Source organism: Paenibacillus sp. FSL K6-2441, assembly GCF_037964765.1.
GTDB lineage: Bacteria > Bacillota > Bacilli > Paenibacillales > Paenibacillaceae > Fontibacillus > Fontibacillus phoenicis.
The window spans coordinates 556,677-581,792 of the sequence record NZ_CP150174.1 but is presented as its reverse complement, the minus strand read 5'-3'; the positions used below and the strand labels follow the sequence as shown (position 1 = coordinate 581,792).

General features: G+C 57.6%; 20 protein-coding genes and 1 riboswitch. Of the genes, 3 read left to right on the top strand and 17 right to left on the bottom strand.

The features are described from left to right. Positions 1-133 precede the first annotated feature (133 nt). Positions 134-1,570 (bottom strand): NAD(P)/FAD-dependent oxidoreductase, encoded by a 1,437-nt coding sequence (locus tag NSQ80_RS02425; protein WP_339301219.1) that lies wholly within the window; start codon positions 1,568-1,570, stop codon positions 134-136. 65 nt (positions 1,571-1,635) lie between these two features. Next, a riboswitch (purine riboswitch) is annotated at positions 1,636-1,735 on the bottom strand. Between the two features lie 255 nt (positions 1,736-1,990). On the opposite strand from NSQ80_RS02425, the gene NSQ80_RS02420 reads away from it, so the two are divergent. After that, positions 1,991-3,295, top strand: a complete 1,305-nt coding sequence (locus NSQ80_RS02420; RefSeq protein ID WP_036644407.1) for a hemolysin family protein — start codon at positions 1,991-1,993, stop codon at positions 3,293-3,295. A gap of 95 nt (positions 3,296-3,390) precedes the next feature. On the opposite strand, the gene NSQ80_RS02415 is transcribed toward NSQ80_RS02420, so the two are convergent. Continuing rightward, a complete protein-coding gene (locus NSQ80_RS02415) occupies positions 3,391-4,788 on the bottom strand; it encodes a DUF4129 domain-containing protein (protein WP_339301216.1) in 1,398 nt (465 codons plus the stop codon). Positions 4,789-4,915: 127 nt separating this feature from the next. Then, positions 4,916-5,905 (bottom strand): NAD-dependent epimerase/dehydratase family protein, encoded by a 990-nt coding sequence (locus NSQ80_RS02410; RefSeq protein ID WP_260070509.1) that lies wholly within the window; start codon positions 5,903-5,905, stop codon positions 4,916-4,918. A 250-nt stretch (positions 5,906-6,155) separates the two neighbouring features. Between NSQ80_RS02410 and NSQ80_RS02405 the strand changes: the two genes are divergently transcribed. Then, positions 6,156-7,229 (top strand): LCP family protein, encoded by a 1,074-nt coding sequence (locus NSQ80_RS02405; RefSeq protein ID WP_339301213.1) that lies wholly within the window; start codon positions 6,156-6,158, stop codon positions 7,227-7,229. Continuing rightward, positions 7,222-8,526, top strand: a complete 1,305-nt coding sequence (locus NSQ80_RS02400) for a glycosyl hydrolase family 28-related protein (RefSeq protein ID WP_323078828.1) — start codon at positions 7,222-7,224, stop codon at positions 8,524-8,526. The genes NSQ80_RS02405 and NSQ80_RS02400 overlap by 8 nt, the downstream gene beginning before the upstream one ends. A 4-nt stretch (positions 8,527-8,530) precedes the next feature. On the opposite strand, the gene NSQ80_RS02395 is transcribed toward NSQ80_RS02400, so the two are convergent. The 14 genes from NSQ80_RS02395 to NSQ80_RS02330 all read right to left on the bottom strand — a co-directional run bounded on the left by NSQ80_RS02395 (position 8,531) and on the right by NSQ80_RS02330 (position 25,107). Beyond that, on the bottom strand, positions 8,531-9,952 hold the full coding sequence (locus NSQ80_RS02395) for a sugar transferase (protein WP_260070512.1): 1,422 nt from the start codon (positions 9,950-9,952) through the stop codon (positions 8,531-8,533). Next, positions 9,930-11,144 (bottom strand): glycosyltransferase family 4 protein, encoded by a 1,215-nt coding sequence (locus NSQ80_RS02390; protein ID WP_339301210.1) that lies wholly within the window; start codon positions 11,142-11,144, stop codon positions 9,930-9,932. Before NSQ80_RS02390 ends, NSQ80_RS02395 begins: the two co-directional genes overlap by 23 nt. Further along, positions 11,141-12,394 carry a glycosyltransferase gene (locus NSQ80_RS02385; protein ID WP_339301208.1) on the bottom strand — a complete coding sequence of 418 codons (1,254 nt, stop codon included), beginning with the start codon at positions 12,392-12,394 and terminating at the stop codon, positions 11,141-11,143. Before NSQ80_RS02385 ends, NSQ80_RS02390 begins: the two co-directional genes overlap by 4 nt. After that, on the bottom strand, positions 12,363-13,646 hold the full coding sequence (locus tag NSQ80_RS02380) for an O-antigen ligase family protein (RefSeq protein WP_339301206.1): 1,284 nt from the start codon (positions 13,644-13,646) through the stop codon (positions 12,363-12,365). The genes NSQ80_RS02385 and NSQ80_RS02380 overlap by 32 nt, the downstream gene beginning before the upstream one ends. Positions 13,647-13,648: 2 nt before the next feature. Further along, positions 13,649-14,779 carry a glycosyltransferase gene (locus NSQ80_RS02375; RefSeq protein ID WP_339301204.1) on the bottom strand — a complete coding sequence of 377 codons (1,131 nt, stop codon included), beginning with the start codon at positions 14,777-14,779 and terminating at the stop codon, positions 13,649-13,651. Positions 14,780-14,791: 12 nt separating this feature from the next. After that, on the bottom strand, positions 14,792-16,312 hold the full coding sequence (locus tag NSQ80_RS02370) for a polysaccharide deacetylase family protein (RefSeq protein ID WP_339301202.1): 1,521 nt from the start codon (positions 16,310-16,312) through the stop codon (positions 14,792-14,794). Beyond that, positions 16,251-17,696 (bottom strand): oligosaccharide flippase family protein, encoded by a 1,446-nt coding sequence (locus tag NSQ80_RS02365; protein WP_339301201.1) that lies wholly within the window; start codon positions 17,694-17,696, stop codon positions 16,251-16,253. Before NSQ80_RS02365 ends, NSQ80_RS02370 begins: the two co-directional genes overlap by 62 nt. Before the next feature lie 30 nt (positions 17,697-17,726). After that, complete coding sequence (locus NSQ80_RS02360; RefSeq protein WP_339302153.1) at positions 17,727-18,773, bottom strand: DegT/DnrJ/EryC1/StrS family aminotransferase; 1,047 nt, start codon at positions 18,771-18,773, stop codon at positions 17,727-17,729. A 153-nt stretch (positions 18,774-18,926) separates the two neighbouring features. Continuing rightward, positions 18,927-19,508 carry an acyltransferase gene (locus tag NSQ80_RS02355; RefSeq protein WP_260070519.1) on the bottom strand — a complete coding sequence of 194 codons (582 nt, stop codon included), beginning with the start codon at positions 19,506-19,508 and terminating at the stop codon, positions 18,927-18,929. Between the two features lie 33 nt (positions 19,509-19,541). After that, positions 19,542-20,891 carry a nucleotide sugar dehydrogenase gene (locus NSQ80_RS02350; RefSeq protein ID WP_323079173.1) on the bottom strand — a complete coding sequence of 450 codons (1,350 nt, stop codon included), beginning with the start codon at positions 20,889-20,891 and terminating at the stop codon, positions 19,542-19,544. A 28-nt stretch (positions 20,892-20,919) separates the two neighbouring features. Next, positions 20,920-21,939: a Gfo/Idh/MocA family oxidoreductase gene (locus NSQ80_RS02345; RefSeq protein WP_339301199.1), complete on the bottom strand. Its 1,020-nt coding sequence runs from the start codon at positions 21,937-21,939 to the stop codon at positions 20,920-20,922. Beyond that, complete coding sequence (locus tag NSQ80_RS02340; RefSeq protein WP_339301197.1) at positions 21,936-22,628, bottom strand: GNVR domain-containing protein; 693 nt, start codon at positions 22,626-22,628, stop codon at positions 21,936-21,938. Before NSQ80_RS02340 ends, NSQ80_RS02345 begins: the two co-directional genes overlap by 4 nt. Positions 22,629-22,639: 11 nt before the next feature. After that, the gene (locus NSQ80_RS02335; protein WP_339301195.1) at positions 22,640-23,701 is read right to left on the bottom strand and encodes a polysaccharide deacetylase; all 1,062 of its coding nucleotides are present in this window, start codon (positions 23,699-23,701) and stop codon (positions 22,640-22,642) included. A gap of 131 nt (positions 23,702-23,832) precedes the next feature. After that, complete coding sequence (locus NSQ80_RS02330) at positions 23,833-25,107, bottom strand: glycosyl hydrolase family 28-related protein (protein ID WP_323078808.1); 1,275 nt, start codon at positions 25,105-25,107, stop codon at positions 23,833-23,835. Positions 25,108-25,116: the final 9 nt, after the last annotated feature.

The following is a 25,116-nucleotide window of genomic DNA, read 5'->3' as shown; positions in this document are numbered from 1 at the left end:
TTGAACATTATTTCCTGTCGATTAAAATTATGTAAAATCATTCCGCCAAAGCATGAACATCAACGATTCACGAAGAACAAAAAACGGGCACTGCCCCCGTTTCAAGGACTGTACCCGTAATCTTATGTGCTCCTTACACTCCCGCTTTCTCGATCATTCCGCGGGCGATCCATACTCCGGCCGCTCCCGCCTGGGCTAAGCCGCGGGTAATCCCCGCGCCGTCACCGCCGCAGAACAAGCCGCTGATCTCCGTTTCCAGCGATTCGCTCAGCTTCGGACGGGCCGAATAGAACTTCGCCTCCACCCCGTAGAACAACGTATGCTCCGAAGCAATCCCCGGCGTCACTTTATCGAGCGCCTCGACCATCTCGATCAGGCTCTTCATCGTATTGTACGGCAATACCAGGCCGAGATCGCCCGGCACCGCTTCCTTGAGCGTTGGCTCCAGGAAGCCTTCGGCAATCCGCGCAGCTGTGGAGCGGCGTCCGCGCAGGATATCGCCGTATTTTTGCACGATGACCCCGCCGCTCGACAAATCGTTGGCCCGCTGACAAATTTCCCGCGCATACTCGTTTGGTTTATCAAACGGTTCGGTAAACCGATGCGATACGAGCAGCGAGAAGTTGGTATTCTGCGAACCAAGCGCCGGATCTTTGAAGGAATGACCGTTGGCCGCCATCACGCCGCTGTGGTTCTCGACGACGACATGTCCGGAAGGATTGCTGCAGAACGTGCGCACTCGCGTGCCAACCGATGTATTAAAAATAAACTTGCCCTCATACAAATGCTCGTTGATCTCCCGCATCACCACATCGGAAGTTTCCACACGAACGCCAACGTCCACCTGATTGTTCGTCATCTTCAGACGGCGTTTCTTAAGGATCTCGGTCAACCAAGCGGAACCGTCCCGGCCTGGAGCTACCATCACCAGATCGGCTTCGTACGTTTCGCCGTTCTTCAGTGTGATCCCGCGGACTTGGTGGCTTCCATCGATTTTTTCCGTGATCAGGTCTTCGACTTCTGCCTTGAACAGCATATCAATGCGCGTGTTGAGATATTCGTAGATCGATTTCAGGATTTCCAGATTCTGCTCGGTCCCCAGGTGCCGCACCTGCGCCCGCAACAGCTTGAGCCCGGCGGCGTATCCGCGTTGTTCGATCTGTCGGACCGCTTCCGTCATCGGATCGGTGATGGTGGTTGTCGCCCCGTGCTCCAAGTTGATCGCATCGACATATTTAATCAAATCCAGCACCTTGGACGGCGCGATATAATCGCTCAGCCAACCGCCGAATTCCGTCGTGATATTAAATTTCCCGTCGCTGTAGGCTCCGGCACCGCCAAATCCAGCCGTGATCGAGCAGGCCGGCAAGCATCCGGCAAACTCCTTGCGCCCGGCCGCAGGCGGGCAAAGCGTAATCTTCTCCTCCAAGATTGGGCAACGGCGGCGGTAGATATCATGCCCCTTGTCCACCAGAAGCACCTTCCAATGCGGCGCTTTCCGGGTCAGTTCGTAACAGGCGAAAATCCCGGCAGGGCCGGCTCCCACTACAATGACATCGTATTTGCTCATCTGTATCCTCCTGAGGTGATTATCATTCACATCATAAACCAAAAAATTCCTGACCTCTCATAGGTATGCGAATGCACCCTATTCGTAGTCAGGAATTTATGGTTCCTTGTAGAGACCCTCAATCCATATTATTGAGGATATACGAACTTGTTCTTTAATCTATGGACTTGTTTGTGTTTTGGAACAACCTGAGTATAAGCGGGATAAACGGATAAGTCAAGCCTAATTTAAATTTAATATTCGTGTTTTTTACCAAAACAAAAGAAAATAACGTGGATTTTTTCACAACGACTGCTAAAAACACGAACATTAACACCTAATCCGCCCCGCGAGCGGGTTCGCATGAACGGGAGAGTTTATTGTATAATAGTGATAAGATTCACGCCATTATATTAAATTATCGAGGAGTAGATGCATCGAATGGACAGTGACAGGTATTTGGTTTTAAATGTGGTTTTGGTCGTCATTCTTATCGCGTTAACGGCGTTTTTCGTCGCGGTAGAATTTGCAATCGTTCGGGTCCGGGGCAGCCGGGTCGACCAGTTTGTGGCGGAAGGACGGAAGGGTGCCGTCGCCGTCAAGCAGGTCACCTCCAACCTGGACGGATTTTTATCGGCTTGCCAGCTCGGAATTACGATCACCGCGCTGGGACTCGGATGGCTAGGTGAACCAACGGTGGAGCGCATGCTGCATCCATTGTTCCATAGCCTGAAAGTACCTGAGACTGTTGGCAGCGCGCTTTCGTTTATTATCGCGTTTGTCGTCATCACGTATTTTCACGTTGTTGTGGGTGAGTTGGCCCCTAAGACCGTGGCAATCCGCAAAGCCGAAGAAATTGCCATGATTACAGCCAAACCTTTGATTCTTTTTACGAAAGTCATGCGCCCTTTCATCTGGGCCCTAAACGGTTCGGCCAACCAGCTCGTGCGCTTGTTTGGCATTAAGCCGGCCTCCGAACATGAGGAAGCGCACTCGGAGGAAGAACTGCAGATCATCATTAACGAGAGCTTCGAAAGCGGCAAAATTAACCAAAGCGAATTTGGCTACGTGAATCGGATATTCGCATTTGATAATTTGCTCGCCAAGGAAATCATGGTACCTCGCACCGATATGGTGTGTTTATATACGGACAAGACGCGGCAGGAGAACTTGGAGATCATCCGGGAACAGCAATACACCCGTTTTCCGGTTGTTGATGGCAGCAAGGATAACGTCATCGGAATCGTAAATACGAAACAGTTCTTCTTGGCTTATGATCACAATCCAAATCTGGATTTTTCCGCTTTGCTGCAGCCGGTGATGGCCGTCTCCGAAGTAACTCCAGTGAATGAGTTGCTGAAGAAGATGCAGAAGGAAGGCACCCATATGGCGATCCTGATCGACGAATACGGAGGAACCGCTGGTCTGGTTACACTGGAGGATATTCTCGAGGAGCTTGTCGGGGAAATCCGCGACGAATTCGATAAAGAAGAGGAAGATCCGATCGTCCAGCTCGACGAATCGCATGTGGTTGCCCTCGGCACGGTGACGGTGAATCAGATCAACGAAGTGCTGCTAACCGACCTGAGCACGGAGGAAGTGGATACCATTGGCGGCTGGCTCTACGGCAGAAACCCGTCTATGGATGTCGGAGACACGCTGGAGCATGAGGATTTAACCTTCACATTGCTGGAGAAGGAACCGCATCGCTTTAAGAAACTCGAAATCGTCAAACACAGTTCCTAATGAAAAAAAGAACGCGAGCAAGCAGAGTAAATCTCTGCAGGCTCGCGTTTTTTGCGTCTAACCGCTAGGTCGATCCGGAGCACACCTGCTTCGCCTTACCGCGCAAGGCGCCGCCGCAGCTCCGCCACCTCCTCGTCTCCCGGCAGCTCTTCCCCATACCTCGTTTCATAGTACAGTTGGAGCAACGGATCAACTGCAGCTTCCAGCTTGATCTCTTCCACCAATTCCTTTGGGGTCAAATAGGGCTTGAGCGAGACCCCCCGCTGACGTTCCTTCCGCAAAAATAGTCGGTACAAAAAGCGGACGCGCTCTCGGTTATCCCTCATGTCCTCCCAACGTTCGGCTGGCTTCCCGGTACGCAGCAGGCGGGCGCCAATCCTGCGCCAGCCTTGCAGTGCCGATTCCCAAGTCAATAAACTCGTCTCCTCGTCGCGGTAAGCAGCTGGCTCCGGCGCGGCGCTTTCCCGGCGCAGCAAGTTGAGCAGGCGACTGATCGCTTTGCGCCAGTAACCCCCGGCGTTCTTATACAGCCAATACAGGACGAAGCCCAGCAGTGCCGCCAGGAGCAAGCCGCCAAACACATAAAACGCATAGTTCAAAATTTCCGACAGCAACCCCGGTTCCTGGGGTTCCGCTGGCAGTATCGGCTCCTGCGGCGGAGTTACCGCTTCCGGCTCTTCCGTCGGCGGAAGCACAGGCTCCTGCGGACGGGTTAACCAACGCACGATCGCTTGAAGCAATCTCCACAGCAGGCTGCCGATCCAGCGACCAACGCCGGCCGCCAGCAACAAAGCGGCAACAACGATCACGCCGACAAATAAGCGGTTATGGCGGCGGAGACCAGCAGGCAGCCGCTCTCCCGAGTCACCGGATTGCGAACTGTAGCACAGAAACTGATGGTTCGTCACGAACAGAGCCGTGGCCAAGTTGATTACGCCGGCCCAGGTGATGAGCGGGACCGTCGCTTGAAGCGCTTCGATTCGCGGGAAGAAGATTCCCGCTAAGAAATAGAGGCCAAGCCCAACCCAGTACAGCCGAAAATGGCGCTGGCGATTCCGAACCGTCAGCCCTTGCAGCGAGCAAAACACCCCGGCGGCAAACAGCGCCACCGTTTGCAACAGCGCAACGACGGTGGAGGCTAGCGCGGGCGTCTGGCCGGCCGATGCGGCGTTACCGAAGCCAAGCGCGCTCGCGCCCCCCGCCCAAGCGAAGGCGGCCGCGGTATACACCGCGCCAAAGGCGAGGGCCGCAGCCCCGCGCTGCCACAGCTTACGCAGCCGGGTGCCAAGCAGGACGCCGGCCAGCGAGAGCAACGGCAGCAGGCCAAGTCCCGCGACCGGAAGCTCCGGCGGCCGAAGGAACGCCGCGAACAAGATCCATGCCGGCAGCAGCAGCACGTATTCCATCAGGCAGGTGAGGCCAAATCGCAGAGCCTGCACCAGGTAAGCGGATTCATTTTGATGCGGGTCTGCGTATTCGCCCTTGTCGTTCATCCCGTCATCCCTCCCGATATGTTCCTCCGATGGCCGGCTCCGGACCCTATTCCGACACCTATCCGAACGAAAAGCTCTCCTTCTTCTAGATTCATCATATCACAGAGGAGGGGGCTGCGGGCGTCGTTTATCCGAGGCTCCCCCCAAAAAAGAAGACCGATGGTTCACTGTAGTTGGTTCGCTGGATGAGCAGTGGATTTTTTCTCGCTTCCATTTCGAATTCCATCATCTCTACTAATCCATTATATAGCGAATATCGCGGCTCCCACCAGAGGATCTCCCGAACTTTGCCGTTATCAAGCACACTCTGGTCAATATCCCCCGGCTGGGCGGGACGGAATTGCGGCTGCACATGGCGGCCGGATATCTCCGATAAGACCCCCAACGCCTCCAGAATAGAGATACCGCGCCCGCTGCTGACATTTATAATCTGACTGCCCGCGCATCGCAGCGCCTGCACGTTCGCCTCTGCGATATCCTTCACATAGACGAAATCCCGCGTCTGCGAGCCATCTCCGTACACCTCCAGAGGAAGGCCCGCAATCAGTCGTTCGACGAACGCGGTCAGCACTCCATCCTCACCGGTACGCCGCTCCCGTATCCCATAAACATTGGCATACCGAAGGATCGAATACTCCAGCCCGTAGCGCTCGCTAAACGATTGGATATACATCTCGGAAACCCGTTTCGACACACCGTAAAAAGACAAAGGCTCCGGTCGTTGCGACTCTTTGATCGGCAAATGGTCTGGATTCCCGTACACCGCGGCCGATGACGCAAAGACAATCCGCCGCACTCCGAAACGAATGCATTGCTCCAGCAGTTGGATCGTCCCCAGGATATTCGTCTCGGCGTCGGCCGTTGGGTTTTGCAAGGAGCGACGGACACTGGTTTGGGCTGCAAGGTGAATAACGGCATCCGGTCGTTCCTCGGCAAAGATCAACTCCAATTCATCGGACATAATGTCCGTCGCGTAGTATGTAACCAACTCGTCTTTTTTCCTTAGATTCCCGGGCAACCCGGTATCGACCACCACCACCTGCTCCCCCTCTTCCACCAGCCGCTTGACTGTGTGGCGCCCAATAAACCCCGCTCCCCCCGTGACTAGCACTTTCATCGGCTTGACTCCCCTATTCCCTAAAAAAATATCGGCATTCGCCCCATTTCCACCACCTTATGTAGGTCTAGTCCGAAATAGACTTGGTAAAATGCTGGAATTTCGTCATTTTTGCACGCATTCGCGCACTCTGACGCTGGCTTGGCAGATTCCTTCATTCCGAGCATACGGTTCAGATTCCACGAATATACTGCTATGAAACCCTTTCACGAGATCTACTCGAATCGCTAGAGACGGAGTGGAAAAACGAATGAAATTCAAAATCCCCAAAAAAGTGGCAATCCCGGTAATTCTTCTGCTCCTTGCGGCTTTCGGACTGCTGACCGCCTATTTGAAATACGAGCCTTCACGGCATTTTCGGGGCACCGAGATCCCGGTATTGGCTACGCCGGAGCGTACCGGTGGAGATGTACTGTCGGATACGGAGGAAGGCATCGGCGACGAAGCTTCAAGCTCTGGGCAAACTGGTGTTATTGATAATGGAACGGCAGGAAAAGCCGGTGCGGCCCCTTCGTCAGAGGAGATTCGCGGAGCCCGGGGCAGCTTTAACCTGCTGCTGCTCGCCACTGACGCTCGGGCAGAGGAAGCTTCGCGCACCGATGTGCTGTTGCTCGCCCACGTCAATCCGGAGGACAATACCGTCAACCTTGTATCCATTCCGCGCGATACCCAGGTCAACCTTCCCGGCATTGGACTGACCAAGATCAACCATGCCCATGCCATGGCGGAAGCCCGTGGCAAAGGCAGCCACGCCGGCACCCTCGCCGCAATTCAGGCCGTCAGCAATTTATGCCGCTGCACCATCAACTATTACGTCAAAACCAACTTCAGCGGGTTTGAGCATTTCGTGGATACGATCGGCGGCATCGACGTTAAATTGGAGGCTCCCGTTAAGCTGACCTACAATTATCGGACTTTGCCTGCAGGAGAACAGCACTGGAATGGCGAAACGGCTCTCGATTTCGTCCGCGAGCGCAAATCGCTGGAAGACGGCGACAACGCCCGGCAGCGAAATCAGGCGCTGGTCGTGCAGGCGATTGCCCGCAGGCTGCTCGTTCCGGATAACCTGACCCGTCTGCCCGAGCTGATCCGGCAAGTGAAGGAAGACATTTTGGACACCAATCTGACCGATGCCGATATGCTGAGCTTGGCCTGGATGGTTCGCAGCATTGATCCCGAGGAGATGTATTTTGTGCAGTTTCCGGGGAGCAGCGGCAAAGCGAAGGACCCGTTGGTCGGCGCTGAACTGTACTACTGGATTCCGAATATGACGGCCTGGTCCGAGATGTCCCGTCAGCTTCTGGGGGATGAGCCCAATGAGTAAAAAATCTCTCTGGCCACATCCAAACGGCCCGCTTCGCCCGAAGCGAGGCGGCGGTGATCCGCGCCGGCGTCAGAGCCGGTGGCTGCTCCTTGCACTGTTGATTTTGGGCTTGAGTTGGGCCTTGCTGCTGCGTTGGGAGGCGAACTCCCCCTTTCCCGCTCCCACCTTCAACGTAAAGGAGGCCGGCGCCAAAGGCGACGGCCTCACAGATGATACGGCTGTTTTTTTGCGCGTGCTTCGGCAAGCGGCGGCCACCGGTCATAACACGACCGTCCTCGTCCCCCCTGGCACGTATCTGCTCGCTCTGGACGAGCCGCTGCCGATCCGCAGCGGCGTCACCCTCCGCGGGCTGGGCCGGCCTGTCCTGAAATTCCGTGCGATCAGCGGAGCCCGATACGGCTTTGAGGCCGTCTCCGTCCAGGGGCGCAAGGTCCGCATCGACGGCATCGTGATCGACGGCGGTTCACGGCTGACCCGCGGGATCGGCGTGCACAGCGGATCATCGAACGTGCAAATTGTGAATAGTACGATCCAGGACTTGAACCAGCCGGCCGATCCGCAGCACCCGTTGTCCACTACCGTCGTCGCCGGCATTATGATCTACGGCAACACTCTGGACATCAATATCCTCGGCTGCACGATCACCGGAATCTCCGCGCGAGAAATCGCCCCCGTCGCGCGGGGGATTATGGCCTGGAGCGAACCGGGGCGCACGATCGCCCGCCGCGTCAGCATTACAGGCAACCTGATTTCTTATATTACCCCGCGAGAGGATGCGGACGGAATCTATTTTGATCAGCCGCCTGCTTCTTCGCCGCGATCGGATTCTGTCATCTCCGGGAACATCCTCCACCACACCGCCAAACGCGGCATCAAAATCTCCGCCCCAGGCGTTGTCGTCAAAAATAACCGGATCCTCAACTCCTACTCCGGAGATAACCGCTATCTCGTTACGCCCAAGGACCCGCTGCCGCAGGACATGTACTCTGCCATATCCGTATATGCCGGCGATGTAACCGTGTCCGACAATACCATCGGGGGAAGCGGCAGCTTCTATGCTGCGATTGAGGCCAACGTTGGCTCGGCTGGCGGCGTCGTCATTGAGCGCAACGTCATCGAAAACGGCGAAGGCCAGCCCTTCCCCGATTCAAGCGGGATCCGCCTCGACCAAATCGGCAGCTTCCACATTGCCGATAACGTAATTACCGGCGCGGAAACCCCTATCCGCTTGTCGGAGCAAGCTAGGGCAGCGCTGGCATCGGGAGCAGGAACGCTGGCGGACAATACGGCCAAGTAATTCATTAGATTTGGAGGCCGGTGGAGGCATTTTCGCTATCCTTTCCCGCTGCCGTGGACGTTGCCGCTGCGCCTGCCTCCACGCCTTTGGCTTGCTCCCGTTGAAGCACGACCCGGATCGTCTGGAACAGGATCTTCAGATCGAGCAGCAGCGAATATCTTTTGATGTACATCAAGTCGTAACGCAGCTTGTCGGACGGTGTGGTGGCATACCCTGCCATCACTTGGGCATATCCCGTTAACCCCGGCTTCACCATCAGCCGATACGTGTAATGCGGCAGTTCCTCTTTAAACCGGTTAATAAAAAACGCCCGCTCCGGCCGCGGCCCTACCAAGCTCATATGACCAAGCAGCACGTTGAACAGCTGCGGCAGCTCGTCGATCCGGGTGGCGCGCATCCACTGGCCCAGCCGGGTCACCCGGGCATCGTTCCGCCCGGCCAGCACCGGACCGGTTGCGGCTTCTGCTCCATCCACCATGCTGCGGAACTTGTACAACGAGAACGGCTTTTCATGCAGCCCGATGCGCTCCTGAACATACAGCGCCTTCCCTCGCGACGTCAGCGGGATGAGGAGGAACATCGCAAGCATCACGGGGGATGCGGCAAGCAGCAAAACCGAAAATACCGTCAGATCAAAAAGGCGCTTGAACAGGCGCTCCGGCAGCGTCAACTGCGGCGGTATCAGCGAATACACCAGCAAATCGCCAATTTGTTGCGGCTCGGCATCGGCGAGATACAGCTCGTAAAAATCGGGAACGATGACCACTTCCATATTTCTTTTCCCTGCGGCCTGAACCCATGCTGCCTTCGTTTCGGGAGTCAACCCTGGACCGATGAGCAACGTCTCCATCCCTTCCCATGCCTGCTCCGGCAGTGCTTCGCCCGCCTCTCCACTGTCCGCGCGTACAATCCGCTCAACGCGGAACCAGGGCTTGCCCTGTTCCAACATGCCGCGCAGCGCTTCTTCACCAGGAGCTTCAGCGCTGACCACGGCCAACGTCTTTTTGCGGGTAAATCCTTTGCTCTGGATGTAAAACAACAGCAACCGAAGGCCAAACGATAACAGCAACTGGGCGGCAAATGTAAAGAGCAACAGACGCGGAGGCAAGCTCAACCATTTGCTCGCATAGCTGAACACGATCAGCTCCGCGGCGACGAATAACTGGGCCAGCAGTAAATTCCATAGAAATTGCGCCGGCTTCCGCCGTCCTGCCAAATCGTATAAGTTAAAAAAATAATACGTCATCACCGTTAACATCCCTAACCATGGGGCGCTACCGAATGATGAATCCCCCAGCACACCGGGCTGGCTCCAGCTCCCTTGCGGCAGCAGTCCGGCAGCAAGCCAGTAGCTGGCATATATCGCCAGCAGATCAAGAAGGAGAAGCACCGCCTTCATCCCATTATTCCGAAACAGCTTGATCATAAATCCCTTCCCCCTCCGCGTCTTCCAAGCGCGGCTGATCCTCCCAAGCTTCTGCCCGCTTGTGCACCCCAAGCTGCGTATACATCGCCGCCACGTCGCGGCGAATTTGCTCCAAATCGTACAGCCGCGCCAGCTTGCGGCCGTACTCGCCCATGCGCTGCCGCAGCCCGGCGTCCTGCTGCAGCCGCTCGAGCGCCTCGGCGGTGGCCTGCACGTCCCCAACCGGAACGAGGTAGCCGTTGCGGCCGGGGGCGACGAGATCGCGGCTGCCGCGCACCGCCGTGGCCACCAACGGCTTGCCGGCGGCCAGCCCCTCCAGCAGCGCCTTGGGCAGGCCCTCACGCCGCGACGCGAGCGCCAGGACGTCCGCTGCTTGCAGCAGCTGCGGCACGTCGCGGCGATAGCCGAGGAAGCGCACGGCCTCTGCCGCGGCGAGCTGCCGATACCGCGCTTCCTCCCGGCCAACCCCGGCCAGCAGCAGCACGGCCGGGACGCCTCGGCGCCGAAGCTCCGCGATCGCTTCAATCAGCTGCGCTTGATTTTTGTTGCGGTTCAGCTCCGCAATGCAGAGCACGGCGAAATCGTCCGGGGCTAAGCCCAACTCGCGGCGTTGCTGCTCGCGATTTCCATCCCCCAAGGCCGCGTCCGAATATAAAGTCAGATCTGCGCCAACCCCGGGGACGTAGACGCTGCGGCCACGCACCGGAAAGGCGGCCGCCCGCCGGGCATCCTCCCGGTTGATCGTCACGAGAATATCGGTCCACCGGGATAAGAGCCGCTCCAGCGGGTAATACAACAGCCAGTTCAACCAAGGAGCTCCGGTATAAAAATGAAAACCGTGCGCGGTGTAAACGACTTTAGGATACGGACGGCCTGCCATTAAGGCGGCCACCCGGCAGACCACACTTGCGTTGGGCGTATGCACATGAATCAGGTCATATCGCTCCCGTTTGAGCCAGTCCACGAGCTCCCGCAAGGCTCGAACGTTCCCGGGGGCCAGTGGATTGCGGCTAAACGGCAGGTCCCGGCACGTAAACCCGGCGGCGTCCACCTCTTCCCTGCCGTGATCCGGGGCGGCGTAGGCATGAACGGTAAACCCGGCAGCCCGCAGATCGCGCATAAAAGGCAGATGGAACGCCGCCAAATGGGCGTATACCGTTGCGATATAAGCGGCTTTTCGCGTTTGCGTCATCCTTTATGCGCCTCCTTGGACAACATTCGGGCAGAAGGCAGCTTCCGGCCGGATGCCTGCTCGTAAAGCTCAATCCATTTCCCGGTGACACGGGAAATGTCATAATGGGCCGCAGCGTGTTCCCAACCGCGCTGCCCCATGGCTCGCCGCTCCTCCGGCGGCAGGGCCATCACCTGCTCCATCGCACGAGCCAGCGCGGCCGGCTCCGCCGCCGGTACCAGGTGGCCATTTACGCCGTCCAGCACCACCTCGGCATTGCCGCCTACGGCGGTAGCAACGATCGGCAGCCGGCTGGCGCAAGCCTCCAGCAGTACGATCGGCAACCCTTCCCATTTCGAGGACAGGACAAATCCATCAGCGGCTTGCATCAGGGCCGGCATGTCCGTACGAATGCCGAGGATGCGCACGTATGCCGATAAGCCCAGCTCCGCCGCCAGCTGTTCGATCCGCGGCCGTTCCGGTCCGATTCCGGCGATCCACAGCACGCTGTTCGCAAAGCGCTGCCGCGCTTCGGCATAGGCTAGCAGCATAGCCGGGTAATCCTTCTCCGGGACGAAACGTCCGGCAGCCAGCCAGACAAACGGCTCCTGCGGAAGCCCCGCGCTCTCCACAACGGCTTGTTCACCTTCTCCACCTGTTCCGGCCCGGACTTCCTCCCCGCGTTCCTCCGCCTCACATGCGCCCCCTTGCTCCACCCCCAGCTCTGCCCGCAACTGCCGGCGTTGTCGGGGATCCTCGGCGAAGCGGCTGAGATCGATGCCATTTTCCATCAACCGGATTTTACGGGCTGGCGCGATTCTGCGCTCAGTATATATGCGCACCGCTTCCTGGCTGACATTGGTCAGCAGGTCCCCCAGCGGATCGGTAAGCCGGTACAGCAGCTCCCGCCGCCAGCCCCCTTCGTTGACGTTGTGGGCAGTGCAGACCAAAAACGGAATGCGCACAAACAACCGTGTGACACGCGCCAAAATATTCGCATGCACCAGATGGCTATGGACCACATCGGGCCGCATCCGCCGAATCAAGCTGGTAAGCCGGCAGATCGCCCGAGGGTCCGGTACCCCTTTTTTCATGCCGAGGCTGACAACTTCAACCCCCAGCTCCTTAAGCTCCTCCAAGTACGCCACCGGCGGTATCATCGTCACCAGACGGACCTCACAGTCTCTGGCCCGCAGTTCGCGGCACAGCAGCAGCACTTGGTTTTCCGCTCCCGCATAATCAAATCCGGTGATCACAAATAAGAGCTTCACGTTGGATCCCCACTCCTTCCCGTTGCTTGACCGGCAGCAGCGCCAATCCTGTCACGGCCATCACCACGTATTCGTAGTTGTAACCAAAGTCCCCGCTGAGCAGGGAGTAACCCACCGACTGAACCAGCAGGATGGCCAGCACCGGCGTACGTTGGTAAGCCGCCCCTAAAGAGAACAGCAGGGCGAATGTCCATAATGTTAACCCCACAAATCCCCCTTCAGCTGCGATTTCCAGCACCAGATTATGCGGAAAATCCCGGGCTAAGGGAGGTGTGACGCTGCCTAGCCCGGCCCCGAGAAACGGAGTGGACTCCAGCTTCTCCAAGGCCCTTGTCTGCAAGTCCAACCGGCCGATATAGTTATCGTCGCCCTGCAGCTGATTTCGGTCGAACAGGACCATAAACCGGCTGTTTTCCACCCAATCCTCCAATTGCTCCGCATAAGCCGATGCGACTCCACCCGCTACGATCGCCAGAAACAGCAGCGGCACAGTGAAACGCGACAGTTTCCTTAGCTTCCGCACCCGGAATTGACGGATGAACCATACGCCCAAATACAGCGCGTTGGCGAGCAGAAAAGCCGCCAGCGGCCCCCGAGACTGCGTGGCCAGCGCCGAAGCCAGCGCGACGCCCAGCGACAGAAGCCTGAGCGGCAGCGGAATCCGCGGCGCCCAAAGGCATACCGTTGCCGTAATCAGCGATGTCCGGGCGTTAAAGATCGGATTTCCGCCAGGAAGCGTTAACCGTCCGGGATATTCTTCGTTGTACTCGCCTAGCAGCAGATGCAACACCGCGTAAGCCAAGCCGGCCCAGGCGACGATGCTCCAGGAAAACCGGCCGTATTTTCGATAGACGAGATAGATATACAGCGCCGGAACAACGCCATGCGCCAACAGAATAACTTCCTTCATGAATCCGTTGGATTCAGCCGGAGCCCAGGTCAGCGAGATGAGGGCATAGCCGAGAAAAATCGCCCAAAGCCAAATCCCTTGATCCCGCAGCGTCTCCAGGACAATTGACGGTTTAAGCAGCAGAGCGGCACCCACCGGCAGCAGCGGCGCTCCAACTAACAGGATTAACGATTCCCCGGGAACGGCCAGCTTGTAGAAGTAGGCAAAGAAATCGAAATAGATGCAAAACGCAAACAGGTAGGCGGCGTCCACTTTCATTATTAATGACAACAGGCACTGAAGGTTAAAAAATATGACGGCCGCAACCAGCAATCCGATCCATATCAGACTGGTCTCGACCATCCTCAGCCCCCTCCTTCCTGCCGCCCAGCAATCCGCCGCATATAAGCCACCCGCGCCGCCTCTTTAAAGGCGACGTCCAAGTGACGCACCTGCTCCCGTTCCACCCGCCGCCCCCGCCATTCGCGGACAAAGCGTTCAATCTCAGAGAGATGGCGGATCACGTTCGCCGGCTCGCCCGGCAGTTGGAGAAAGATGGGGACCGGCTCCGGAAAATCCGTCTCCCGGTAGGCCGCAATCACCGGCAGGCCGTTGGCCAAATATTCGCGGACCTTCAGCGGCGAGGCTTCCTTCATGCCTTTGCGATACAGCGCCAGCGTTCCGATGGCGATATCGGCCTGATCGAGCAGCGGCTGATAACGATCACGTGTCAACTGGCCGTAAAACGCCATGTTCGCCGGCACCTGCAGGCCAGCCTCCTCCAGCTCGCCGCGCTCCGGACCGATGATGTCAAACTGCCAGTCCGACTTAACGGCGGCCAGCCGGGCGATCTCTTCCAAGCCCTGCCAGGCTTGGCCCGGCGAACTGATAAACACAAACCGCACTGGATCAGAGTCCGAGTGATTCGCCGCATCCTCCACAGCGGTTGCTCCAAACTGATCCAACGGGATACCGTTGCCGATCACCACATAATCGTTCTTCACGTACCGCCGGAAGCTCGCTGTTTCAGCCAACTCCCCGCTGACGAACACAAATCCTCCGGCGGCTCTCAAGACGAAGCGGCGCGTCAGCAAGTGATACATGCGGCGGAGCCCAAGCCCGCCGCTTTCCAACTCCAGCTCCGCAAGATCATCCGTGTTAATCTCCAGCACGGACGGATGATCCCGGAGCAGCCGAGGCAAGGAGGGATAATACAAATCATAGCGGTGGTAGATGACGTCCGGCTTCCAGGCGCGCACTCGGGCAGTTAACGCTTTAAATCGGGGGGCCCGGCCCAACCTGCCGCGATACGTTACGCGAAAGACAGGCAGCCCGCAGCTTTCCGCTTCCGTCCAAGCCGCGGCCGTATCCCGGCTGAACAGAAACAGCGCCGTTTCATGGCCTAGCGCTTGCCAGGTTCGTGCTTGGCTGATGATTTTTTTGAATACGCCGCTCTCCGGCCCTTCGTTCCAATGAATCAAATAGGCGATTCTCACGCATTCTCCCCCTTACGGCTGCGTTGACCCGAGCAGCTCCAGTACCACCTTGCGGTAAAGCCAGCGATCCGACGATTTCACGAGCTGGCTGTTGTGCCACAGCAGCGTGAAATCGCCATTGTACTTCCGGCATTCCAGGTATAGCCAGCGGATCGTTTCATAGGCTTGTTCGAGGGTGAGCCCCATATACTCTGGATGCAGGATGGTTTGGTCCATCACGATGAGTGGACGCTCACGCAATGCCAGCTCCCGCCGGGTCTTTAGATTAAACACCGGAAATTCATAACAAACCCCGCAGCGGAAGCCCGCCTGGTCCGCATATCCAAGCGTGCTGTCATAGTCCAGTCCGGCATCCTCCCAGAATTGCCATGTGTCCGGCGCCTGCCAGCGCAAATAGTGCTGGCGCCCGCCCCAAGCCACCTGATGAATGCCACCAGCTTCAGCAATTTCCCGCAGCTTCTCAAATTGTCTGCGGGTCCGTGCGGGATTCAAAAACGTATAGTACCCCGGATGCAGCCCGATCTCATGCCCCCGGGCATGGATTTCCTGCAGAAGCTGCTGGATCGCCGGGTCGTCGATGGAATAGTTGCCGTCAATCCCGGATTTGTCTTGATGCTCCTCGGTGATGAAATAAAAGGCGCTGCGCAGCCCGGCTTGTTCGCTTAGCTCCATCAACCAGCCAAACGTGTTGAACGGATCCTGGTCCAGTGCTCGTCGGGATCGAAGAAGCACCCCGGCTTTCTTACGGGCCGAATCAAGATCCCGGCGGCGAACAGCGTCCATCATCACTTCGCGGATCATCCGCAGTCGGCTGCGGCCGTAAACGTAGAACGGATAATCCACGTCATGACTCAGGTAAATCGCCGCCTCTCGCTTCCTGCGGGCCAGCTCCGGCCACAGCCCGTGCAGCAGTTCCCACAACAGCTCCACGTATTCATTGACGATCGGGCGATGCAGGAAGGACTCGCGCCAGGCGAGAGAACGGTATCCCGGAAACCGGCCGTGCCCGTCTCGCTCCTGGACCGCAATCTCTTCATACCTCGTCAGCATAAACAAACAGCTGCCGAACACATCCACGCCAAGATAGCAGCCTTCCTCGCCCTCTTCGTTTAACGGCTCGATGTAAGCGCCTGTCCGTCCTTTTTTGCCATAGATAACCGGCAGCAGTTCTTCCCCCGTTCCTCTTGTTGGTTTCTTGAACCGATCCAGCGGCAGCTTCGGCAAGGAAGCGGAGGTCAGCCATATCCGGTCGGGCGTCTTCAGAAGCACGTCCGGCATGCGGAGGAGTCTGCTAGAGGCTGCCTCCCCCTCTCGTTCTGCAGCCGTTCCCGATGCCCAGGTCAATTCAACATGCTCTCCGTCCCGGTAAATGATGGTATAGTCCAGACCAAGGAACTCGCCCAAAATCACGCGGTAGATGTATTCTCTCTCGGCCGCCCTTGCTGGAGGCGAATAAATCGTCAGCATCCCGTTAACCTCGCTCCTTGCCCAGTAGTGATCTGTCCGCAGCAGCTTCGGCTGCAATGATTTCAACGGTTTCTAGCGTATCCTCCGCCTTGTCCTCTGCCCCCCGGTACTTCCGCACCGAATGCCACGACAGCCCCAGATGCAGCGCGTACCCCAACGTAGATGCAGCGCTGAACAGCCCGATGGCCATTTCGGCCGACTGGTGCGTATGCCAGGCGAAATACAAAGAGCCCAAAATGAGCACCGTCCGAATGATCTCCCGGTACAAATGCAGATCCTGCCGTTCCATCACGTCGATCGTGGATCCAACGGAATTGGCGACAAACTGACTTAAGTACATCATCGAGAGAATGCGGATAAAGCTGCCTGACCGGGCCCACTCTTCGCCAAACAGGAACGAGAATAGGTAGGGACCTACCCCAACGATGATAAAAATAACCAAGGCGCCGAACAGAAAGACGTTGCGTACCGTTTTGCGGAATAAGGGATACAGTTTGTGGGGATGGTTGATCATGGAGTCGGCGGATTCCGCCAAGTACACGTTGCGAACGGAGGTCATGATCAGCGTCATCGGTGAGCCGAGAATCCGCTGGCAAAGCGCGAACCAGCCGGCCACCTGCGGGCCGTAGAACGAAGCGAGCAGGATGGTAGGTACGTAGAGGACAACGCTGTTCAGCAGCCCGGCGGCCATCGACAGGAACGGAAACCGCCGGTATCGGTAGGCGCTCTCCTTCAAGTCAGCCCAATCCGAGGTGATGGCCTGGCTTTTGACATCTCGGCGCCAGAGCTTCCACTGCGGCAGCAATCCGCCAAATCGGCCGATGATATCCCCAATGATCAGCCCTAACGGCCCGAGGTGGAACAAGCTCAAACCAATCTGCGAGGATACTTGGCTCAGGCTTTGCGTATATTTCGTTCGCGCCAGCTGCTTAAAGTATTTTTTGCGGATCGACCAGTAGTTCAGGATTTGATAGAACCCGGCTACGAACAAGCTGACGATAAAGAACAGATAATAGTGCGTCAAATAAGATTCGTGCAGCCAAGCCGACAGCGGCTCCTCCAGGATATGAATCCCGATGCCGCTGGCAATGCTGACCCCGATACAGATGCGCAGGGACAGACTGAGCACGTTGGAGGCGGTACGGTCGTCTTCCGGCAGCGTAATGGCATTTTCGTAGGAGAACGAAATCACCATCAGCAAGATCCCGATAATCGACAGGTACATCGAGTACGTCCCGTATTCAGTTGGCGAGTAAAGGCGCGTCAACACCGGCAGCGTCGCCATCACGATCACCTGGCTGACAACCGTTCCGCTGGCCAGCACGGCTACGTTCTTCAGGAACCCGTCGTTCTTGAGTTTCCGCAGCAGGGCGGGCACGTTTTGGAGCCGCAGCAGTTCCCCAAGCTGTCTAAGATGGCGGATAAATTGGAAGTTAAATTTTCTTATCATATTTGGCATAATCGTCCTTTGAAAAATAAATTAGCCCATCAGCCTGCGAACTTGCCCGGCAATGTGTTCCTGCACTTCTGCGCTGATTTGCGGCCAAATCGGCAGCGACAACACCTCTTGCGACAGCTGCTCCGCCAACGGAAAGACCAGGTTGCGGCCTACGTAGACAGGAAGCCGATGGAGCGGCAGCGGGTAATACACGTAACTGCTGATTCCGGCTTCAGCCAGTCCTGCCTGGAGGGCGTCCCGCCGTCCGTTCAGCACCCTCACCGTATATTGATGGAACACCTGCTTGTCGCCGGACGGAACCTCGTCTGGAAGCACCAGCCCGGGGATGTCCTGCAGCAGCTCGCGGTAACGCGCGGCAGCCTGCCGGCGGCCCTCGTTCCATGTCTCAATACAGGGCAGCTTCACCCGCAGGATCGCCGCCTGGATCTCATCCAGCCGGGAATTAAAGCCCACCCGCTCGTTGTAATATTTGCGCTTCGAGCCGTGCGTCCGGAGCATGGCTGCGGCTTCGGCCAACCCAGGGTCGTCCGTAACCAGAAGGCCGCCGTCCCCGTAGGCTCCCAGGTTCTTGGATGGGAAGAAGGAGTAGCATCCCATATCTCCAATCGTCCCGGCCTTCCGCCCTCCCGTCTCAGCGCCAAACGCCTGAGCCGTATCCTCAATGACGATCAGCCCGCAGCGCCTAGCCAGCAGCATCAATCGTTCCATATCCAGCGGGCGGCCAAACAGGTGCACAGGGATGATCGCCTTGGTGCGCGGCGTGATGGCCGCCTCCAGGCTGTCCAGATCCAGGTTATACGTCAGCGGATCCACATCGACGAATACCGGCTCTGCCCCTACGCGACTGATCGCCTCCGCCGTAGCGAAAAACGTAAACGGAGTCGTAATCACCTCGTCTCCGTGGCCGATCCCAGCAGCAAGCAACGCGATCACCAGCGCGTCCGTACCGGAGTTCAGCGTGATCGCATGCTTTGTCCCCAGGTACTCGGCCAGCTCCTGTTCCAGCCGCTTGACCCCGCTGCCCATAATAAACGCCGCTTCGTCCAGCACTTTTTCGATCGCCTGCATCAGCTGCGGCTTCAGCTCCGCAACCTCCCGCTTCAGATCCAGCAAGGGGATGGCTGCTTGCTTTCCTTGAGCTGTGGCGATGCTGCCCGCTTCCTTCGGGCTTCCCGCAGCACCGCTCGCTTGTTGCCCGGTTTGTAATGGTTCCATACCCGCTCACCCTTCCTTTATGATCGCTACGGCATCCTGCTCCAGCTGGTATTCCCGGCCGCAGTCGCCGCACCGTCCAATCCCGCCGCTAAAGCCCAGCGTTTTGCCGCAGCGGCACACCCAGCCGATACGCCGGCCAGGCACTCCCGCAATCAGCGCATAGGGCGGCACATCGCGGGTGACGACGGCCCCCGCCGCGATCAGAGCCCACTCCCCGATCGTAACCCCGCATACGACGGTGGCATTCGCCCCGATAGAAGCACCGCGTCCGACCCGCGTCTTGAGATAATCCTGGCTGCGATTGCGCGGAAACGCCGCGCGCGGCGTCCGCACATTCGTAAAGACCATGCTTGGCCCGCAAAACACCTCGTCCTCCAAAATGACGCCCTCATAGACAGAGACGTTGTTTTGGATCTTCACCCCGTTGCCGATACGGACGCGGTCTGCAACGTAGACGTTTTGCCCCAGGCTGCATCGGCCGCCAATCACCGCACTGGACGACACGTGGGTAAAATGCCAGATCCTTGTCCCTTCCCCAATTTGCGCTCCCGGATCCACTACGGCAGTTTCATGAATCATTGCATCCATGGTTATTTGCTCCTCATCAGATTAATGGGTGAGTTACAGCAAGTAATACCGATCCGGCTTGACCTGATCCTTCATGGCGTTTCGTGTATCCAGCAGGCAGCGGCTGGCGCGCCCGATCAGCTCATAGTCAAATCCCGAATGATCCGTTGTGATCACCGCAATATCCGCTGCTCGCAGCCGCTGTTCGGTCAGCTCCTCGCACGTATAAGTCAGGCCTTGATACTTAAACTCCGTAATATGCGTATCGCTCGTCCATACGGTGGCGCCGCGCTCCTCCAGCAACCCGATCATCTTCAGCACCGGTGATTCGCGGTAATCGTCGATGTCCTTCTTGTAAGCAACGCCCAGCAAATAGACGGTTGAGCCGCTCAGCGACTTGCGGTCGTTGTTTAAGATGTCGCCGATCCGCCGCACAACGAATTCCGGCATCGCATTGTTGATCTCTCCCGCCAACTCAATCAAGCGGGTATGGTACCCGTATTCCCGCGCCTTCCAGGTCAGATAAAACGGATCCACCGGGATGCAATGCCCGCCAAGCCCCGGCCCCGGATAAAAGGCCATAAATCCATAGGGCTTGGACTTCGCCGCGTCGATCACTTCCCATACGTTGATCCCCATGCGGCTGCAGAGAACGGCCATTTCATTCGCCAGGGCGATGTTGATATGGCGGAACGTGTTTTCATAAATCTTCTCCATTTCCGCCACGGCCGGACTGGATACAACGTGCACGTCGCCGTTCAGCACCTCGCGATACAGTGTCTCGGCCACCTCCGAGCAAGCGGCAGTGACGCCGCCGACCACCTTGGGAGTATTTTTCGTATTGTACGTCTTGTTCCCGGGGTCCACCCGCTCTGGAGAATACGCCAGGAAAAAATCAATGCCACAGCGCAGCCTAGTCGCTTCGAGGATCGGCCGCACCAGCTCCTCTGTCGTTCCAGGGTACGTGGTGCTCTCCAACACGACCAGCATCCCCGGGTGGAGAAACCGGGCGATTTCCCGCGTGGAGTTCTCGACATAACTCGTATCCGGCTGCTGATAAATATCAAGCGGGGTCGGAACGCAAATCGCCACAGCATCCACTTCACGCAAAAACGCGTAATCCGAGGTAGCCCGCAGCCGCCCGTCCTTCACCATTTCGCGTAAATCCTCGTCTACGACATCACCTATGTAATTATGGCCGCGATTTAGCATCTCGATCTTTTGGCTCTGTACGTCAAAACCGATGACGCTGTAGCCGGCCTTCGCTTTTTCAACGGCCAGCGGCAAACCGACATACCCCAATCCGATCACGCCGATCACCGCGGTTTTGTCCTTTAACTTGCGCAGCAGCTCGGCTTGCCCGTCCCCGGGATTCTCCGTGTTCTGCACCCACCGGCTCTGCATTCCACTATGCATATGTACCGTCTCCTTCCTATCCGCGGGTATGAGCGGGTTCGCCGCTGCCCCCGCCGGTCATGTCCAGTGCCAGCTTGACGGCGCGAATGCCGTCCTCCAGCGTAATTTCCGGTTCCCGGTCCTCCTGAACGGCCCGGACCAGATCGGCGATGATGCACTGGTGCCCCGGCACACCGTAAGGATCCTCGTCCACTCGGCGAATCAGCGCCTCCGTCTCTTCCCGCGACATCGACGCGCAGACCCAATGCCGGATCCAGTTGGCCGTCTTGCCGCCAATCACGGCATATCCTTCCTCGCCGAACACCCAGATACTTTCCTCGAGATTATGCCCGTACACCGTGGTCGCAGCTTCGATCACGCCCAGCGCGCCGCTGTCGAGCCGGATCGCGGCAATGGCGACATCCTCCGCTTCGATCTGCTTGATCCGCGTAGCCGTCAACGATTTGACCTCCGCAACCGGACCAAACAACCACTGGAGCAAGTCCAGGCCATGAATCGCCTGATTGAGCAGCACCCCGCCGTCCATCGCCTTCGTGCCGCGCCAAGCCGCTTGATCATAATAGGCTTGGCTCCGGTTCCAGCGGAGGGTCATGTTGACGTGGCTCAGCTTACCGAACCGGTGCTCCGCCAACGCCGCCCGGAGTGCCTGCATCGCCGGCCGATAGCGGTTCGGATGAACGACCGTCGCCTTGACGCCGCTCACGCGAACAGCTTCCCGCAGCTGCTCCGCCTCCGTCAGGCTTAACGTCACCGGCTTCTCCAGCACGAGATGCTTGCCCTCCCGGAGCGCCTCAAGCGCCAGCGGCGCGTGCAGCCCGCTGGGCGTGCAGATGCAAACCGCGTCAATCTCCGGCTGCCTCGCCAGCATCGTGCCCAGGTCCGGATAGGCCGTAGACGACGTGACCGCCCGCAGTTCCTTGAGCCGGTCCGGATTTGGATCGCATATGGCGACCAGGCGGGCTCCTTCCGTTTTTTCAATCGCGTCGACATGCTTGTAAGCAATATGTCCGCAGCCCGCGATGGCGAAATTCATCATTTGGCGGCCCTCCCTATATATTTCTTCTCAATCCGAACCAGGGCGTCGCTAAGCTCCGAGTAATCCTCCGGCAAGGGTCGCCGCGCTTGGCGGTTTCTCTTGTTGCGGATATGGCAGGCATTCAGGATCAGCGCCAGGCTGAGTCCCCCGAACAAGCCTACGAAGCCGGCGAGCGCGATGTTCAGCGCTTTACGCGGGCTGACCGGCTTCTTGGTCTCCTCCAGGCTGGCGTAATCCAGAATCGAAACGTTAGCTGCGGCCACAATCTCCTTGGATTTGGCGATAAACGTTTCGGCGAAGGCGTTGGCGATCGCGACAGCCTGCTTCGGGTCGTCTCCCGTATAGGACAGCATGATGACCAATGTACCCGGATCGGTGCGGACCTTGATCTTTTTCAGCAATTGAATGACCGTGTCAGGGGTGGAGACTTGCTTCTTGACCTCGGAGGCGATATAGCGGCTTTGAATCGTATCCTCATACGTTTTGGTCAGCATTTGGCTGGCTAGAAACTCGTTGTATGTACTCGATTCCGGATTCGAGGCGATATTGGCGACCAGACTCACATTCGCCCGGTAGGAGGGAGTCACCACTTCGTTCAGAAGCACAGCCAGTCCGACGCATGCCGCGATGACGAGGGAAAAAGCGAGAAGATGTCGTCGAACGGCATTCCACACATCTACCATATCCATAGTCGTTCACCTCATTCGATTAATGCCTGCAAGCTTCGGTTCTCAGTAAATCCCGCGGCTTCCTCCGGGATTGCCGCTGCCAGTTTCCCTGCTCCCGCTAACACTCGTTCTCCAAGCTCCTCCATATTCAGGCTGATCATTCCGTATTGCTCGGCCAAATAGCGATAATGGCGGATTACCGCTTCCAGCGAGCGGAATAATTCCTCGTCCGCCGCGTTGTAAGGATGAAGCCAGAGATGATACACTTGCCCCTGCCGGGCAGCCTGGGTCATTCCGTCCTTGATCCGCTTCAATCGAAGCGGATCAAGCCGCCGAAGCAACCCCGGCGGGGTCCGGAAGAAGAAGCTTGCCGGCAGATCGATCGGCAGCCGAGGTGAGATCGAGTCCACGGAGTAAGTATGGTGCCCGGTCAGGTTCAAGTAGCTGTCTGCCAGCCGCAGCGCCCGGCGGAACCAGGAATCGGACGTCGAATAGCCGCCGCGGTACAGCGAATGTCGGGGATTCCCCCGGTACGTCTTGAACCCGAGCTCCGGCAGTTGGTGCAGATACCGGCGGCGCAGCTGGTTGCGCGGAAGCACCAGGCTTTGAAGGGATATCCCCTTTTGTTCGGCTATGGCTACGTTTGCCTGCAGGTCGCTGTAAAACTCGTCTGCGGTTTGGCCTTTCTCGCTGCAGTAATAATGGGAAAACGTATGGGAGCCAATCGCTTGACCCGGAGTCTGGCGGATTCGCTCGATCAGCGTTGCGGCAAAGGAAGAAGGGTCCTCGGCTTCCCCGTCCCCAACCGCACCGGCTTCAATCTCGGCGTAAGGGGACAGTCTGTTGTCGGCATAACTAGGTTTGAGCTTCGGCAGCCCGGCCAACAGTTCACGTCGATTTTCGAAAAATAACAGCCCCACCGTGGCCCACGTCGCATGAACGCCGGACGTCCGGAACAACTCTAACATGCGAGGAATCCATTCCCTCTCTCGCAACCATTTCGCTCCATACTCCGCTTTGGTATAAAGGTCGCGAACACCCCAATATAACTCGAAGTCGAGCGAAACAACCAAAATGCCCGCTTCCTCCGCCAATGTTCTCACCTCTTTCGGGTCAAGCGATGGCTTCTACCGTCTACCAAGTTGATTGCTATACCGTTTTATATTCAGGTTTTTGCTGTTTTAGTAGCTTATTTTTAAAAAATCCCTCCGCGCAGAAGGATCCTCTATCGAGCCACCACATTCGAATTGGTTGACGAAGAGGTTTTCACTTTAAAGGTGGACGCCGTAATTTGGTTCCCCGTGCAGACGATGTTCTTTTGCGTGTACCCGCGCAGATACGTCGTCAGGTCAATCCCGCCCCCCTTCAGCATCCGGATGACGTTGCTTTCAATCCGCCCATTCTCCGCATTTTGCCAGGTCCAGATCCCGCGTTCGCCGTGATTTAACGTATTGCCCCGAATGACGAAATCGCGGATATTTCCAAGCCGGATCGCGGTCGTGCCTTTGATCTCGCTTTGGCTGCCCATGGTGACGGAATTCCCTTGAATGGTCACGTTGTCGACGACCGGTCCGGCCCCAACCTCGATGGCGGCATAGAAGCTGCCGCCCCCTGCGATTTGGTTCCCTTCCACAACGCAATCCCCGCCATAGATGCTGATCGCCGAATACATATCCGGGGCTAAGCGGCCCTGATCCGCCCCCTTATAATAGTTGTTGTTTCGATACGGGTTGTTGATCGTATTGCCGCGGATCGTGACGCCTTTCGCAAACACCTTCACCGCCCGTTTAGCACATTCATCAAAGCGGTTACCGACAATCGAGCTGCCAACCCCCGAGGCGCGGTTCTCCTCCATGGCCGGGTCCTCATAATAAATCCCGTCTCCGTCGTCCGCTGGCCCAATCTGATGAATATAACAGCCGGTGATCGAGACTTGCCGAGCGGCCCGTTCCTTGCTGCCCCAGGTCGTGGTGACATAAATCCCCCGAGCGACAAGACCGGCTGCGCCCATGTTCCGAGCGATAACGTCCGCAACCTCGGTTCCCTGGATCATAATCGATTCGGTGTTCCCCAACACCACGATGCCTGACACAACGCCCGTATTATACTCGCTGCGCCGGTCACTGCTATGAGTCGCCCCTTGGACGAGCAGCCCTTGGACGTTCACCCGCGAACTTCCCCCGGCGATCGTAAGCACCCGGTTCACCCGCCGATTGCCGTCCAGGACAATTCCAGTCAACAGGATGTTACTCCCCGACACCCGCATCAGTTCCCAACCAAAGCTGCTGGACGCTGCACGGATGATCGAGGTATGTCCGTCGCCCTTCACGGTGGTGTTCCCGCCAACTTTTAACGTTTTGGCCGGATTGACCAGGTAAACCCCCTTGGGAAAATAAACCGTATCCCCGGTAGCCGCCGCCTGGTTGAACGCTTTCTGAATCGCCGCGGTGTCGTCCGTCACTCCGTTGCCTTTTGCACCAAAATTCGTTACTACAATCATGATCTCACC